General features: G+C 44.9%; 17 protein-coding genes. 2 read left to right on the plus strand and 15 right to left on the minus strand.

Translation table 11 applies throughout. From position 1 onward, the window contains the following. Positions 1 to 7: 7 nt before the first annotated feature. The 14 genes from accB to VP97_RS06240 form a co-directional block, all read right to left on the minus strand. On the minus strand, positions 8 to 499 hold the full coding sequence (gene accB, locus VP97_RS06175; protein ID WP_050180813.1) for an acetyl-CoA carboxylase biotin carboxyl carrier protein: 492 nt from the start codon (positions 497 to 499) through the stop codon (positions 8 to 10). A gap of 148 nt (positions 500 to 647) precedes the next feature. Beyond that, the gene (locus tag VP97_RS06180) at positions 648 to 1,166 is read right to left on the minus strand and encodes a SpoIIIAH-like family protein (protein WP_050180814.1); all 519 of its coding nucleotides are present in this window, start codon (positions 1,164 to 1,166) and stop codon (positions 648 to 650) included. Beyond that, positions 1,166 to 1,714 (minus strand): hypothetical protein, encoded by a 549-nt coding sequence (locus VP97_RS06185; RefSeq protein WP_050180815.1) that lies wholly within the window; start codon positions 1,712 to 1,714, stop codon positions 1,166 to 1,168. The genes VP97_RS06180 and VP97_RS06185 overlap by 1 nt, the downstream gene beginning before the upstream one ends. Continuing rightward, positions 1,707 to 2,207: a stage III sporulation protein AF gene (locus VP97_RS06190; protein ID WP_050180816.1), complete on the minus strand. Its 501-nt coding sequence runs from the start codon at positions 2,205 to 2,207 to the stop codon at positions 1,707 to 1,709. The genes VP97_RS06185 and VP97_RS06190 overlap by 8 nt, the downstream gene beginning before the upstream one ends. A 4-nt stretch (positions 2,208 to 2,211) precedes the next feature. Then, positions 2,212 to 3,297, minus strand: coding sequence for a stage III sporulation protein AE (spoIIIAE, locus tag VP97_RS06195; protein WP_050180817.1), 1,086 nt, complete (start codon positions 3,295 to 3,297; stop codon positions 2,212 to 2,214). A 3-nt stretch (positions 3,298 to 3,300) separates the two neighbouring features. Beyond that, positions 3,301 to 3,609 (minus strand): SpoIIIAC/SpoIIIAD family protein, encoded by a 309-nt coding sequence (locus VP97_RS06200; RefSeq protein ID WP_082220269.1) that lies wholly within the window; start codon positions 3,607 to 3,609, stop codon positions 3,301 to 3,303. Between the two features lie 100 nt (positions 3,610 to 3,709). After that, positions 3,710 to 3,913 carry a stage III sporulation protein AC gene (gene spoIIIAC / locus VP97_RS06205; RefSeq protein WP_050180819.1) on the minus strand — a complete coding sequence of 68 codons (204 nt, stop codon included), beginning with the start codon at positions 3,911 to 3,913 and terminating at the stop codon, positions 3,710 to 3,712. Between the two features lie 13 nt (positions 3,914 to 3,926). Beyond that, positions 3,927 to 4,439, minus strand: coding sequence for a stage III sporulation protein AB (locus VP97_RS06210; RefSeq protein ID WP_050180820.1), 513 nt, complete (start codon positions 4,437 to 4,439; stop codon positions 3,927 to 3,929). Then, positions 4,436 to 5,329, minus strand: coding sequence for a stage III sporulation protein AA (gene spoIIIAA, locus VP97_RS06215; protein WP_050180821.1), 894 nt, complete (start codon positions 5,327 to 5,329; stop codon positions 4,436 to 4,438). Before spoIIIAA ends, VP97_RS06210 begins: the two co-directional genes overlap by 4 nt. A gap of 91 nt (positions 5,330 to 5,420) precedes the next feature. Then, entirely contained in the window at positions 5,421 to 6,527 is a 1,107-nt protein-coding gene (locus VP97_RS06220; protein WP_050180997.1) for an acyl-CoA dehydrogenase family protein, read from the minus strand. Positions 6,528 to 6,636: 109 nt separating this feature from the next. After that, positions 6,637 to 7,194 (minus strand): elongation factor P, encoded by a 558-nt coding sequence (gene efp, locus VP97_RS06225; protein WP_050180822.1) that lies wholly within the window; start codon positions 7,192 to 7,194, stop codon positions 6,637 to 6,639. Positions 7,195 to 7,214: 20 nt separating this feature from the next. Next, positions 7,215 to 8,276, minus strand: a complete 1,062-nt coding sequence (locus tag VP97_RS06230; protein ID WP_050180823.1) for a M24 family metallopeptidase — start codon at positions 8,274 to 8,276, stop codon at positions 7,215 to 7,217. A 3-nt stretch (positions 8,277 to 8,279) separates the two neighbouring features. After that, positions 8,280 to 8,717 carry a type II 3-dehydroquinate dehydratase gene (gene aroQ / locus VP97_RS06235; RefSeq protein WP_050180824.1) on the minus strand — a complete coding sequence of 146 codons (438 nt, stop codon included), beginning with the start codon at positions 8,715 to 8,717 and terminating at the stop codon, positions 8,280 to 8,282. A 59-nt stretch (positions 8,718 to 8,776) separates the two neighbouring features. Further along, the gene (locus tag VP97_RS06240) at positions 8,777 to 9,190 is read right to left on the minus strand and encodes a hypothetical protein (RefSeq protein ID WP_050180825.1); all 414 of its coding nucleotides are present in this window, start codon (positions 9,188 to 9,190) and stop codon (positions 8,777 to 8,779) included. Between the two features lie 106 nt (positions 9,191 to 9,296). On the opposite strand from VP97_RS06240, the gene VP97_RS06245 reads away from it, so the two are divergent. Both VP97_RS06245 and VP97_RS06250 read left to right on the plus strand, forming a co-directional pair. Next, positions 9,297 to 10,235 (plus strand): DUF1385 domain-containing protein, encoded by a 939-nt coding sequence (locus VP97_RS06245; RefSeq protein WP_050180826.1) that lies wholly within the window; start codon positions 9,297 to 9,299, stop codon positions 10,233 to 10,235. A 37-nt stretch (positions 10,236 to 10,272) separates the two neighbouring features. After that, a complete protein-coding gene (locus VP97_RS06250) occupies positions 10,273 to 10,653 on the plus strand; it encodes an SA1362 family protein (protein ID WP_050180827.1) in 381 nt (126 codons plus the stop codon). Positions 10,654 to 10,762: 109 nt separating this feature from the next. Here VP97_RS06250 and VP97_RS06255 read toward each other — a convergent pair whose 3' ends face one another. Next, positions 10,763 to 13,324, minus strand: coding sequence for a vitamin B12-dependent ribonucleotide reductase (locus tag VP97_RS06255; RefSeq protein WP_050180828.1), 2,562 nt, complete (start codon positions 13,322 to 13,324; stop codon positions 10,763 to 10,765).

The following is a 13,324-nucleotide window of genomic DNA, read 5'->3' on the forward strand; positions in this document are numbered from 1 at the left end:
TGCTCCTTTATTCCGGTTTCACCAAGAAAAGCGGCTGGCCGTATTCAACAAGCTGTCCATCTTTTACAAGGATTTCAACAATTTCTCCGCCCACTTCTGCTTCGATTTCATTAAACAACTTCATGGCTTCCACGATGCAGACAACGGAATCCGGCTGAATTTTAGACCCTGCTTTCACATACGCTTCTTGATCCGGCGATGGCGACTGATAAAACGTTCCAACCATTGGTGAGGTAATTTTATGTAAGTTAGCGTTATCAGCTGCTGATTTCGGTGCTTCTGGTGCCGGCGCCTCCTGCGTAACTGGCTCAGCTGGCGCTTCCGGTGTAACCGATACTTGTTGAACATGTGAGACCGGCGCTGCTTGTGATGCAGCATATGTAGTGACTCCTGTTGATTTTTTCATTTTCAGCTTGCTACCTGCTGATTCAAATACGAATTCATCAATTCCTGATTGATCAACCAGTTTGATTAATTCTCTAATTTCTTGTACTTTCATGTACAGAGCACCCCTTTTAGGAAATAAATAAACGAGCCGTTTTTCACAAATAAAAAAGCCCTCCCCCCATTTTATCTTTTTTTCGTTAATTAGCAAATATAGAATCTATAATGAAAGGAGCCCGCTCTTTAAAAAGCGGGTGCTCCTTTTATTTAAATGGTTCGAATTCTACCGAAACCGGCATTTTATCACCCATTTCTTCTTTAGCAAGCTGAATCAATTCATTAGCCGCTTCTGTGGAATGGCTGTCCGCTTTTACTGTAATCCGAACTTCTCCATCTATTGTTCTAACAAGAGCGTCTTCGTACCCCTTCGATTTAATAACAGTTTCGAGCATTCGCTCACTGGAAGCCTGCTCGTCCAGCTGCTGCATCGTCGTATAAGCTTCATCCTTCGCTTCGGCTGAAAGCTCTGCAGAAGCCACTTTCGCGGTTAATTCTTCTTTTAATCGGCTGCGTTCTTCTTCCGCTTCAAGCCGGATCATTTCAAAAACTTCGTCATTTGGCGTTTCTTCTACCGCTACATCCACATCCTCCTGTGGCTCCGACACTTTTTCTTCAAGTGTAGAAGCCGGCAGCAGTTTTTCCGGACCTGTCATATAATAAACCCCGAGCACAGCCGTTAAACTAACCATTGTAAATAGCCAAACCGTTTGTTTTTTCGGCATTAATTTTTCCCTCCTGTTTTTCCAGGCATGACGGCTACGCGATGCACAGGAACACCAAGCACCCGAGTGACCGCTTCAACCATGCGCTTTTTCACCTGCGCCCGTTCAGCTCCCACAGCGACAATTAACACACCTTGTATATCCGGACGGCGCGTTTCAATCATGACTGGACTTTCCACATCCCCACTGCGGACAACAGCCATCTGCTCATCACTTGTGCTTTCGCTCTCCCCTTCAGAAGAAACTACGTTTTTTTGGTAAACATTCCGTTCAGAAGAAGCCAGATTCACAACTACCGAAACATTGGACACACCATCAATTTGATTGAGTGCATGGGTTAATTCAGATTCGTAATCCTTTTTCCAATCTTCTTCCGTATTCGCTGCAGCAGGCTTGCTTTCTGTTTGTTCAGGCGGTTGTTCTGTTTCCGTCAAATCACTGAGTGCCATCAGGGCAATACCGGCACCCAGCGCAATGGCTGCCCACTTTAGCGGCTTGTCCGCTTTGCCATTCTTCCACCATGTTAAAAGCGATTGCCGGTCAGCCACCTCCTGTTTCCTCCTTTTCCATCACCATATTCAGCTGATGAGCCCCAATATTCCACTTTTCCGCTAAATGCTCCCGAATTTCCTGCTCTGGACACTGGCCATGGAGCTGTATATCTACTTTTTGCACTTGTTCTTCTTTTACTTCCGCTTCCACAGCAACAAGCTCACAGGAAGTGAAAGAGGAAACAATTTGCTCGGCTTCCTGCTGAAATGTTTGATTTACATAGGTGTCAGAAGCCAGCTCCGAAACGCCCGACAATTCCTCAACCTGCTTTTTCGTTTCCTGCTCAAACGAAGATACACCCTGTTTATCTGAAAAAGAAAAGGACCAGTCAGCGGAAAAAAGCGGTTTAACCAGTGCAGCCATGATCACCAGCCCGGCTGCAAGCCGGACATATTTTTTCATCGGTGATTCGGATAAAAGCATGTCGACGACAGAAGCGCATAATAAAAGTGCCAGAACGGATGACAGCCAGTCAAAAAGACTCTGCATCTTCTCACCTCATCATGTAAGCGGCATTTCCTGCAGCTACAACAGCAGCCATAAATAAAAAATACATAAACGACACGAGTGCCAGAGCAGCCAGCATAAACGACATCGTTTTACCAATAATATCAAGCAGCGACGCAGCAGCTGAATCTCCAAGCGGCTGAAGCACAGCAGCTGATGCCTTATACAGCACTACAAGCACCATCAGCTTCACTACAGGAAACAGCGCTGTAAGGGCCAAAAGAGCAATACCGGCAGCGCCTGCCGTGTTGTGAATCATCAGGGCAGCGCCAGAGGCTGTATCTGCGGCGTCTGCCATCATCCGGCCTACTACAGGCACAAAAGTGCCGCTTATAAATTTAGCCGTTTTAACGGTTAAACCATCTGCCGCTGCAGCCGTAACACCCCTCATCGTTAAGATGGTCAGAAAAACGGTCATAAACGCACTGAGGAGCCAAATGCTGATTGTTCTGAGCAGAGCTGCAATCCGATCGGCATTATAGTGATCTGACAGTAAACTGACCAGGCTGAAGACCACGGAGAAAATCAAGCATGGCAGAATAATTTGATCAATTAAAATACCCGATGCATTCATCATAAAAAGAAGCAGCGGCGGAAACAACGCAGCAGATGCCACAGCGCCGCTTATGGTCAGTAATGCGATTAAAACCGGCATAAAAGCCATCATAAAAACGGTCATTTGCTCTACTGCAGCCGAAATGGATTCAACAGCCAGTCGGAATGTCCCCATAGACAGGATAAAAATAGGAATCAGCACAGCTGCTTCTGCGGTTTTGGTTACCGTTTGCGTTTCCAATGCTTGTCCTACTGTTTTAAGCACCGCAGCCAGAATAGATAACAAAAAAATTATCGCCAGACTTTGTGCGTGTGTAGTTACTTCAAAAAGAACATAGGACTTCAATGCCGACATCCAGCTTTCAAGCGATAACAGAGCTGTCAAATCGATATTAGAAGAATCAAACTCCATTTTTCCGGGTAAAAAAGGACCGTACAGCTGCTTTAGTTCACTCCATCTTTTTTCAAGCGCCGATAAATCCGCTTGCTCCATTATCGGCTGCCATATAGATCCCATGGATCACCGCCCTGGAAGCATGTTTAAAACTGTTTCAATCAAAATAGTTAAAATAGGCAGAATCAGCGCCATAATAATAATTTTTCCGGCAATCTCCATTTTTGCAGCAAGTGCCTGCTGACCTGCGTCTTTTGCGATATTGGCAATAAATTCGGATATAAAAGCTACGCCCACGGCTTTTAAAACTGTTTCAATATAAAGAGCTTCCACGCCTGCATAAGCAGCCATTTTTCGAACAGCTGCAATAAGCTTCGCCATTTCATCCGCAAACTGGTAAAGAAGAATACTGCATGTAAATAAAACAAACAGCAAGGAAAAACCCGGACTGTATTCATGAAGCAAAATGGCTAAAAAAACAGCAACGAGTATGATAGCGGCAATATGCGTAATGGCAATGAGTCAACCGCTCCTATCATTGAAATAAAAACACTGATTTTATTTTTTCAAACAGCTGGCCAACAATGGTTGCAGCCATAAATAAAATGTATACAAAACCGAACAAGGTAACCCACTGGGCATATTCTTTTTTGCCAAGCTGCTCCAAAATGGTATGCAAAAAAGCAGCAATAATACCGATGGCAGCAATTTTAAACAGTAAATCTACGTCCATATTCATCTTCCGACCCACCCTATAAAAGCAAAATGGCTGTCATCAGGCCAAACAGCAGACTAACAGACCGTGTCATGCCCGAAAGCTTTTTTTCTTCAGTTGCAGCTTCTTCACGCTGCTTTTCAAGCTGCTTTAAAACGAGCTGGAGCTTTCTTGCCTCTGCCGTCTGGGTGACCGTACCGAGCATACAGCCTGCTTGTTCGACAATCTGCAGGTCTCTCTTTTTAAGCGCCAGTCCGCTTGAATGCTTTTTTAAAACATCGGACCAGAGATCTTCAGCGCTTTTTTCTGAGTTAGACAGCTCCTCGGCAAACACAGCAAAAATCCTGTCTGCAGGCTTTTCAATTGTATTAGAAATGGCGCGCACAGCTGTTTCCATTGATTCTGCGCCATAAGCGATAGACGATTCAAGCATCATAAGGGCTGTTTCAAATTGACGAATTTGGCGGACACGCTCCCCATACGATCTTGATTTATGCCAGCCGATAAACAAGCTCGCCGCTACAATAAACAAGGCACCGGCCCACTTCATCCGGCCGCTTGCTTTTCTTTTTTTAGTATGGTAAAGCCATGCTCTCTATTTACTTCGATATAGTTATCGAATAAGCCACTTTCTTTAATTTGGCGAATAACGGGACGGCGAAGAGCTTCTTCTAAAGAACGTGCGTGAACGGTTGCGATAACTGCAATACCTGCATGCAGCGCTTCTGAAAGAGCCTGTGCATCCTCAGGACGGCCGATTTCATCTACAATTAAAACGTCTGGACTCATAGAACGGATCATCATCATCATTCCTTCTGATTTCGGGCACGCATCCAAAACATCCGTTTTCATCCCAACATCCAGCTGGGGAACTCCATACAGACATCCTGCTATTTCAGAGCGTTCGTCGACAATGCATGTCTTTACCGCTTTTATTTTCCGATTCGCTTCTCCTGTACCGGCAATGCGGGCAATATCCCGCAATAGGGTTGTTTTACCGGAACGTGGAGGACCAATCAAAAGCGTGCTTTTCCATCCGCCTTCACATAAAGATGCCAGCATGGGAAGAGCTGCTCCTTTTTTTTGCTTGGCAATCCTTATATTAAAAAAGGATAAGTTGGTCATCGAAGACACCGTGCCTTCTTTTAAAACAGCTTGTCCTGCAAGACCGATGCGGTGGCCTCCCTCAATGGTTAAATAACCACGCTTTAATTGCTCTTCAAGCCGGTACACGGAATGTTTCGTAATCTTGTGAACAAATGCAGCACGATCCTGTTCAGAAAAATAAGTGGAGAGCACATATGGCTTTGGGCCTGACAGCTCAATACGCTGACCGGTTCGAAGCCTGATCTCTTCAATTGCCGGATCGCTTTTCAAAAGAGGACTGACAGCTTGTAACGTCGATTCGGGTAAATAAGGGATAATGGTTTTATAGGGCAATCCGCCGCCTCCTTCCGCTCTTTCCACATTGTATGATTGAAGAAGGCATATTATCCATGAAAAAACCGCCAGAAGATTGGCGGTTTAATATTTATGAGGGAAATTGTGCCAGAGCGCTTTGTGCGAGTGTCCGGTAAGCTATGTCATCCATTGGCGGATTGTGAAGGCCGGCACGCACATTTTGCCAGTACCGGTGAAGCGGGTTTTTCGCCGATAAACTTCTGGCACCGACAATTCGCATGGCGATATCGGTTACTTCAATAGCCGTGTTGGTCACAAAAGTTTTCGCTGCGGCCATTTGCGGACCCAGCGGGAAATCGGGCTCCTGATCATACAGCTCTGCGGTACGGTATAAAAATTGCCGGGCAGCCATCAGCTTGGTTTCCATTGCGCCAATGGACTGTTCCATTACTGGCAATTCGCCAATCGGATGATCCAGGGTAGCCGGCGTATAAGAGGACGCGAACTGAAGGGCATAGTCACGAGCGGCGCCGGCAATGCCAATATAACAAGCCGGTATGTGAAGAAGAGATCCTTTCCGGCGGAGACGCTGGGATTTATTGAGCTCTTCCACAATATAATCAGCCGGTATTTTAACGTTTTCGAGAATCAAATCATGACTCGCTGTTCCACGCATCGCTACGCTGTCCCATGTTTCTCGTATCGAAACACCCTCGGCAGACATAGGGACAAGAAACACAGCCGCCTCTTCCGTCTCACTGATTGAGGCAGAAACAAAGACGTAATCCAATACGGGTGCAGCTGAGGTAAATGTTTTTTCTCCATTGATTATATATTCCTGGCCATTACGAGCCGCATTTGTTTTAAATCGCGCCCCCCGAAGCGGGCTTCCTGCATTGCGTTCACTTGCTGCCGCATTGACCAATTTGCCGTTTTGGATTTCTTTTACAAGAAAATCAGCGATCGCCGGGTTCCAGTGCCGGTACTCTGCATATTCCATCAGGATACCGGTATGCCACCCAATCGAAAGACCCGTTGCCCCGCACCCTTTTGCGATCAGTTCCTGATGCTGGATAAAATCAACAAGTGACATTCCTCCATTTTGCGGAAGCATCGCTTTTGTATAGCCGATTTCCTTTAAATCTTTTATATTCTCAAACGGAAAAGAATTCAGCTCGTCGAGTGCCGGTTCCCTAGATTGAAAGACGGGAATCAGCATCTCGATTTGTTCTTTCATACCCAATACGATCGACCTTCTTTCTCTTTGTCTTCTTTTATCGTACGAATAAGCGGGACAGAACGCAAATAAAAAGGGTATACCTGTTAAGGTACACCCTCAAAAACGATTATGCACGTGATACGTATGAGCCGTCTGTTGTATTCACGATAAGAACATCACCTTCGTTAACAAAGAACGGTACATTTACAGAAAGGCCTGTTTCCACAATAGCAGGCTTTGTGCCGCCTGAAGCTGTATCTCCTTTGATACCTGGTTCTGTTTCTGTTACTTTTAATTCTACTGTGTTTGGAAGTTCCACACCAAGTGTTTCTGTTCCAAACATCATGATTGATACTTCCATGTTTTCTTTCAAGAACTTTAATTCATACTCGATTTGAGATGCTGGCAGCTCAATTTGCTCGTATGATTCGTTATCCATAAAAACATGCTGGTCGCCGTTTGCGTATAGATATTGCATGCGACGGTTATCGATTTGTGCTTTTCCTACTTTTTCACCGGCACGGAAAGTTTTTTCCTGGATCGCGCCAGTACGAAGGTTGCGCAGCTTTGAACGAACAAAAGCCGCTCCTTTACCTGGTTTTACGTGCTGGAAATCAACAACGCGCCAAATGCCATTGTCTACTTCAATCGTTAATCCTGTACGAAAGTCATTTACTGAAATCATGTGTGTTCCTCCTGGGGTTTTTACAAAATAATAAGTTCTTTAGCAGAATGTGTGAGCAGTTCGTTCCCACTGTCTGTGAGTAGTATGTCATCTTCGATCCGGACACCACCGACACCCGGCAAATAAATACCCGGTTCAACGGTGACAACCATGCCGGATTCGAGCGGCTGATCACCTTTAACAGAAAGCCGCGGACCTTCATGCACTTCAAGACCAAGTCCATGTCCGGTTGAGTGGCCAAACGCATCTCCATATCCTTTTGCTGAAATAATGTCGCGTGCTGCGGCATCTGCTTCAATACCTGTCATTCCCGGCTTAATTTGATCCACCGCAGCCATTTGCGCCTCTAAAACAATGGCATATATTTCCTTCAGCTGCTCGGACGGTTCACCAACCGCCACTGTACGGGTAATGTCCGATGCATATCCTTTGTAGTATGCGCCAAAATCAAGTGTAACGAAGTCCCCTGATTCGATTTTCTTTTCGCTTGCTACACCATGAGGCAGGGCAGAGCGAACGCCTGAAGCGACAATTATATCAAAAGAGGAAGAAGACGCACCGCATTTTCTCATGAAAAATTCAAGTTCATTTGACACATCAATTTCTTTGACGCCGGGCTTCAGAAAATCCAAAATGTGCTTGAATGCCGCATCCGCAACATCACACGCTTCCTTTAATATCTTAATCTCTGGTTCTGTCTTAATCAAGCGCAAGTTTTCTACGATGCCTGCCACAGGCTTAAGCGTGCCGCCAAAGTATTTTTGGAGAAGCTCATATTCCTGGTAAGAAACATATTCTTTTTCGAAACCAAGCGTTTGCACACCAAGCACTTCTGCTTTTTGCATTGCTTCTTCAAAAATTGATTTTGTATGCTGAACAATTGTAAAGCCTGCTGCCTGCTTTGCTGCCTGCTCTGTGTAGCGAAAGTCTGTCATAAAAACTGCCTGATCCTTTGTCACAAGCACAGCGCCCGCAGAACCGGTAAACCCGCTTATATAGCGCCGGTTGTACGGGCTCATAATAAACAAGCCATCCAAACCTTTTTCAGTTATTTTTGAACGTAGTTTTTCAATCCGCTCCATTCATCAGCCCTCCCTGTTCGCTAAAAAATCCAGTGCCATTTTATAACCATACAGCCCAAAGCCGCACAGCTGTCCCGCCGCGTGAGGTGCTATAACTGAATGATGCCGAAATGCTTCTCTCTTATGGATATTTGAAATATGTACTTCTACTATCGGTACGTTAATTCCTGCCGCCGCATCAGCAATTGCATAGCTGTAATGAGTGAATGCTCCAGGATTAAAAATAATCCCTTCCATTCCTTCATCCTCAGCAAGGTGGAGCCGCTCCACAATTTCCCCTTCAAAGTTCGAATGAAAGGCAACAACTTCTATGCCTGCCTGCTCTCCATGTTTGATTAACCGTTCCTCGAGCTCGGCAAGCGTCGTTGTTCCGTAAATATGCGGCTCTCGCTTTCCAAGCCGGTTTAAATTCACTCCATTTATAAGCAAAATTTTCTTCATTCCCTGTCCCCCGGCTATTCATTTTCCCGACTAGTTTACCATATTTGTCCGGCCTCTGACTACTTACCCTTCTCATCATGCCAGGAAATTGTAAGGCTTATAAACAGGAAATAGCCAAGCAAGAGGGAGAATATCGTCACCAAATTCAACAGCGAACGATCCACGCCTGGCAAAAAGAAAAGAAAAAAGCAAGCAGCAACGAAGATTCCGGCAACGAAAGGCTTTCTTTTACGCAACAGCGCATAGTATAATAAAGACAGTACAATGGAAATAAGTACACTTATCGCAAGAGCAAGTCCGTATTGAACAAGCAGCGGGAAGTCGGCCAGCATGGCTGCAGGATTCCAGTTTAAAAAGCGAAACGTATAAGCTAGCCAGCCGAACAGCAGCAGCAGCAAGCCGGCCATTACACCTGTTTCAAATATAATCCGCCCATAATAGTCAGAATGTTTAGAATTATTTACCCCACTCATTTCTTTCCTCCTTTAGAGAAGTCCCGCTTTTATTTTAGCCGGATTATCGCTAAAATATGATTACCATGCATCCCTCATAAAGGATGAACGAAAGAAGGAACGAACGATGAGTAATGAAAAGCCGGTTTATGGCGGGCAGGCTGTCGTGGAAGGCGTTATGTTTGGCGGAAAAAAACACACCGTGACAGCAGTGAGGCGAAATGACGGATCCATTGAGTATTTTCATTTGCCACGTACAATCCGACCCGCTCTCCAAACACTGAAAAAAATTCCGCTTCTTCGCGGCATTGTTGCGATTTTAGAAGCTGCTGCAACTGGTTCTAAACATTTGAATTTTGCCAACGACCGATATGATGTTTCACCGGGCGAGGAAAAACTGAACCAAGAAGAGCCATCAAAGCTTACACTCGTGTTTGGTGTAGCACTTGTTGGCGTTTTATCATTCCTATTCGGAAAATTTGTTTTCACACTTGTACCACTTGGATTGGCAGAATTAACAAGGCCTGTTTTTTCAAGTGATCTGGCTCAAATTTTAATAGAAGGGCTATTTAAATTACTGCTCCTCCTCGTTTATATTTGGGGCATTTCAATGACGCCAATTGTTAAACGGGTGTTTCAATATCATGGAGCAGAGCATAAAGTAATAAACGCTATTGAAAATGGGCTTGAACTCACTGTACAAAATGTGCAGGCATCTTCCCGGCTTCACTACCGCTGCGGGTCCAGTTTTATTTTGTTTACGGTCATTGTCGGCGTTTTCGTGTATATGCTTGTACCGACTGAGCCAATTTATGTTCGAGTGCTTAACCGACTTGCTCTTATTCCTGTTGTGCTTGGCCTTTCATTTGAAGTTCTGCAGCTTACAAACAAGGTTCGTGATATCCCCGGCTTAAAGTGGCTTGGTTATCCCGGTCTTTGGCTTCAGCTTTTAACCACAAAAGATCCATCAGATGAGCAGGTAGAAGTCGCCATTGCTTCTTTTAAGAAATTAATTTCTATTGAAGAAAGTGCTGAAAAAGGATTAAAAGCGGACGAAATTGTCTAATATGTAAGTAACACTATTTCTCCGGGAGGTGGCTTTAATGAATGTTCGTACTGTTATCGTTTCTGCCATTACTGCGCTCGCTGCCATTGGTCTCGTGTCAATGATGATTACCTCTCCCGGGCAGCTCGTGCAGCAAATTGCTTTTGCTGTTATTACCGTTGCGGTTGTCATGTTTTTACTCCGGCTTTTTATGCGAAACCGGACTGAAGGAAACCGAAGTGAAAACCGTGCTTATACAAAAGCAGTAAAGCAATCTAAAAAACGTTATGCGTCCAAAACAGGCTTTAAACCAAAAGCGTCTGTTGCTTTTGCAGCTGGAAAAACGAAAAAGAAAGCATCCCGCCGAAAGAAAGCTTCACATTTAACTGTCATTCAAGGAAATAAAGGTAAAAGAGGCTCCCGCGCTTCTTCCGAATGACTCTGCCGGAACATCCAGGCCGAGTTTTTTCTTATCTACGATTATTGGGTATAAATAAAAGCCGCCTCTGTATATCGAGGCGGCTTTTATTTATGAATTTATCTTTTGCTTACAATCCACATTTCAGCTGGGCTCCGCAGTTTGTGCATGTATTGCAGCCGCCGAGCTCTTCTACTGTACCTTTGCGGCAGACTGGACAAGTATTGCCCACTTCACTGCCAATGGTTACATTCGTTGAGCGAAGATCTTGAATGGTATCGATCAGCACAACGTGATTTTCATGTTCCTTCGATTCCGTTTTTTCCTCTTCATCCCATGTGTTTTCTTCCGCTTTCAATGTGAGTACCTGGGAATCACGGCTTCCATCCACGTACACAGTGCCGCCTTTCGCGCCGCCTTTATAAAGACGCTCGTATACATTTTCTACTTGTTCAACAGTATAGCCGCGCGGCGCATTCACTGTTTTAGAGATGGAGCTGTCAATCCAACGCTGAATCACACATTGAACATCTGCATGTGCTTCTGGAGCAAGGCTCATAGCAGTAACAAAGTAGTCAGGCAGTTGATCCGGATCCTCTGCCGGATTGCGCTCCAAGTAATCTTTTACAATATCCGCTTTGACTTCAATGAATTTACCAAGACGTCCGCTTCGGTAGTACGTGAAGGAGAAATACGGCTCTAATCCCGTTGATACGCCGACCATTGTTCCAGTAGAACCCGTCGGTGCAACAGTTAACAAGTGCGAATTGCGAATACCGTTTTGAACAATCGCTTCTCGGACGTGATCCGGCATTTTTTTCATATAGCCGGTTTGAATGAATGCCTCACGAAGACGAGCCGTTTCATCCTCCGTTTCTCCCTCAAGGAATGGGAAGCTGCCTTTTTCTTTCGCCAGTTCCACAGATGTTTCGTACGCTGTGACCGCAATGGCTTCAAACACCTGGTCAACAAGTGCATTGCCTTCCGGAGAACCATATTCTTTTTCACAATAAATCAGCAGGTCCGCCAGTCCCATTACGCCAAGACCGACCCGTCGTTCACCAAGTGCCTGTTTTTTGTTTTCTTCAAGAAAATATGGCGTTGCATCGATTACGTTATCCTGCATACGAACGCCGGTGCGAACCGTTTGTTTCAGTTTATCAAAATTCACCGTTTTCGATTCCTTGTCCGCCATTTCGGCAAGGTTAACTGCTGCCAAGTTGCAGACAGAAAATGGTGCAAGGGGCTGCTCACCACATGGGTTTGTTGCGACAACCTGCTGGCCATATGCTTTTGCATTGGTCATCTCATTGGCATTGTCGATAAAGAAAATGCCCGGTTCCGCTGAATACGTTGCACATACATTAATTAAATTCCACAGCTCGCGTGCTTTAATTTTACGATACGTGCGAACTTGATTTCCCTGGCGCTCCCATTCACGGACATCACCGATTTTGTGCCAGTTTTCGTTGTAATGATCCATTTCTTCTTTGTTATATTTTTCAACGGCTGGAAAACGAAGTTCATAATCCGCATCTCTTTCTACTGCGTCCATAAATTCATTCGTTAAGCAAATTGAAATATTGGCACCTGTTAAAAATTCAGCGTTATGAACACTGTATGTTCCGCCGGTACGAAGTTTCTCTTCCGCTTCTTTAATAATTTCAGGACTGAAGCCGCCATAACCAGGAATGTTTTTATAATTTGTCACACCCTGATACATTTGCTCTTCGCGCTCCGTCAGCGGCTTAAAGTTTAATTTGTCCTTTGCCGCTTTTTGAATTTGCTCGTCTTCTGTATTTTCAAGAAGATAGCGCAAAATGCGCGGGTTTTGCATTTTTGAAATAATAAATTCTACAATGTCCGGGTGCCAATCTGCCAGCATAATCATTTGAGCACCACGTCTTGATCCGCCCTGCTCAACAAGGTGTGTCAGCTTGGCAATATCATCAAGCCATGAAACTGATCCAGATGACTTCCCGTTTACGCCACGGGCAAGGGTATTGCGCGGACGAAGAGTAGAGCCGTTCGTTCCAACGCCGCCGCCGCGGCTCATAATTTCCATTACCTGCTTACGATGCTCGGATATGCCTTCACGTGAATCAGCTACAAAAGGCATTACATAACAGTTAAAATATGTTACGTCTGTGTCTGCCCCCGCTCCATATAATACACGGCCCGCCGGAATAAAGTTTAAGCTTACAAGTTCATTATAAAATTTATCGAACCATTCTTTTTTCTTTTCATCTGTTTTCTCAACGGATGAAAGCCCTGCTGCGTTGCGTTTAGCAATCTGCTCGTAAAAAACTTCAAGCGGCTTTTCAATCACATCGAGACTGCGGTGAATAATACCTGATTCTGCTTCTTGTGGATCATCGATCGCACTGCGGTATTCTTCATCGATCAAAATCGATGCTCTTTTCGCTTCTCGGTCAAGCGATACGACAAAGCCTGTCCCACGAGCTGGGAATTTAGGATCTTCTTTAATTGTCAGAACAACAAAGTCTCCTTCAGACAGGGTAATTTTTTCAGTATCTTTAAATGAATAGCGGTCAATCATAACCAGGCGGGAAACGCCTTTATGTGTAATGTTCATTTCCGGCGTGATCGGGAAAACCTGCGGGAAAATGCTGATGTCCTTGTTTAACTGGTCGACGTTCAGTGACATAACCTTAGCGGACGTAGCAGACAT

This window comes from Domibacillus robiginosus, from assembly GCF_000966195.1.
Lineage (GTDB): Bacteria > Bacillota > Bacilli > Bacillales > Domibacillaceae > Domibacillus > Domibacillus robiginosus.

Excerpts from the sequence above, each read along its gene's own strand:
- accB (WP_050180813.1), bottom strand. The coding sequence starts at position 499 with ATGAAAGTACAAGAAATTAGAGAATTAATCAAACTGGTTGATCAATCA.
- VP97_RS06180 (WP_050180814.1), bottom strand. The coding sequence starts at position 1,166 with ATGCCGAAAAAACAAACGGTTTGGCTATTTACAATGGTTAGTTTAACG.
- VP97_RS06190 (WP_050180816.1), bottom strand. The coding sequence starts at position 2,207 with ATGCAGAGTCTTTTTGACTGGCTGTCATCCGTTCTGGCACTTTTATTA.
- spoIIIAE (WP_050180817.1), bottom strand. The coding sequence starts at position 3,297 with ATGGGATCTATATGGCAGCCGATAATGGAGCAAGCGGATTTATCGGCG.
- spoIIIAC (WP_050180819.1), bottom strand. The coding sequence starts at position 3,913 with ATGAATATGGACGTAGATTTACTGTTTAAAATTGCTGCCATCGGTATT.
- VP97_RS06210 (WP_050180820.1), bottom strand. The coding sequence starts at position 4,439 with ATGAAGTGGGCCGGTGCCTTGTTTATTGTAGCGGCGAGCTTGTTTATC.
- VP97_RS06220 (WP_050180997.1), bottom strand. The coding sequence starts at position 6,527 with ATGAAAGAACAAATCGAGATGCTGATTCCCGTCTTTCAATCTAGGGAA.
- efp (WP_050180822.1), bottom strand. The coding sequence starts at position 7,194 with ATGATTTCAGTAAATGACTTTCGTACAGGATTAACGATTGAAGTAGAC.
- VP97_RS06230 (WP_050180823.1), bottom strand. The coding sequence starts at position 8,276 with ATGGAGCGGATTGAAAAACTACGTTCAAAAATAACTGAAAAAGGTTTG.
- aroQ (WP_050180824.1), bottom strand. The coding sequence starts at position 8,717 with ATGAAGAAAATTTTGCTTATAAATGGAGTGAATTTAAACCGGCTTGGA.
- VP97_RS06240 (WP_050180825.1), bottom strand. The coding sequence starts at position 9,190 with ATGAGTGGGGTAAATAATTCTAAACATTCTGACTATTATGGGCGGATT.
- VP97_RS06245 (WP_050180826.1), top strand. The coding sequence starts at position 9,297 with ATGAGTAATGAAAAGCCGGTTTATGGCGGGCAGGCTGTCGTGGAAGGC.
- VP97_RS06250 (WP_050180827.1), top strand. The coding sequence starts at position 10,273 with ATGAATGTTCGTACTGTTATCGTTTCTGCCATTACTGCGCTCGCTGCC.
- VP97_RS06255 (WP_050180828.1), bottom strand. The coding sequence starts at position 13,324 with ATGTCTGCTACGTCCGCTAAGGTTATGTCACTGAACGTCGACCAGTTA.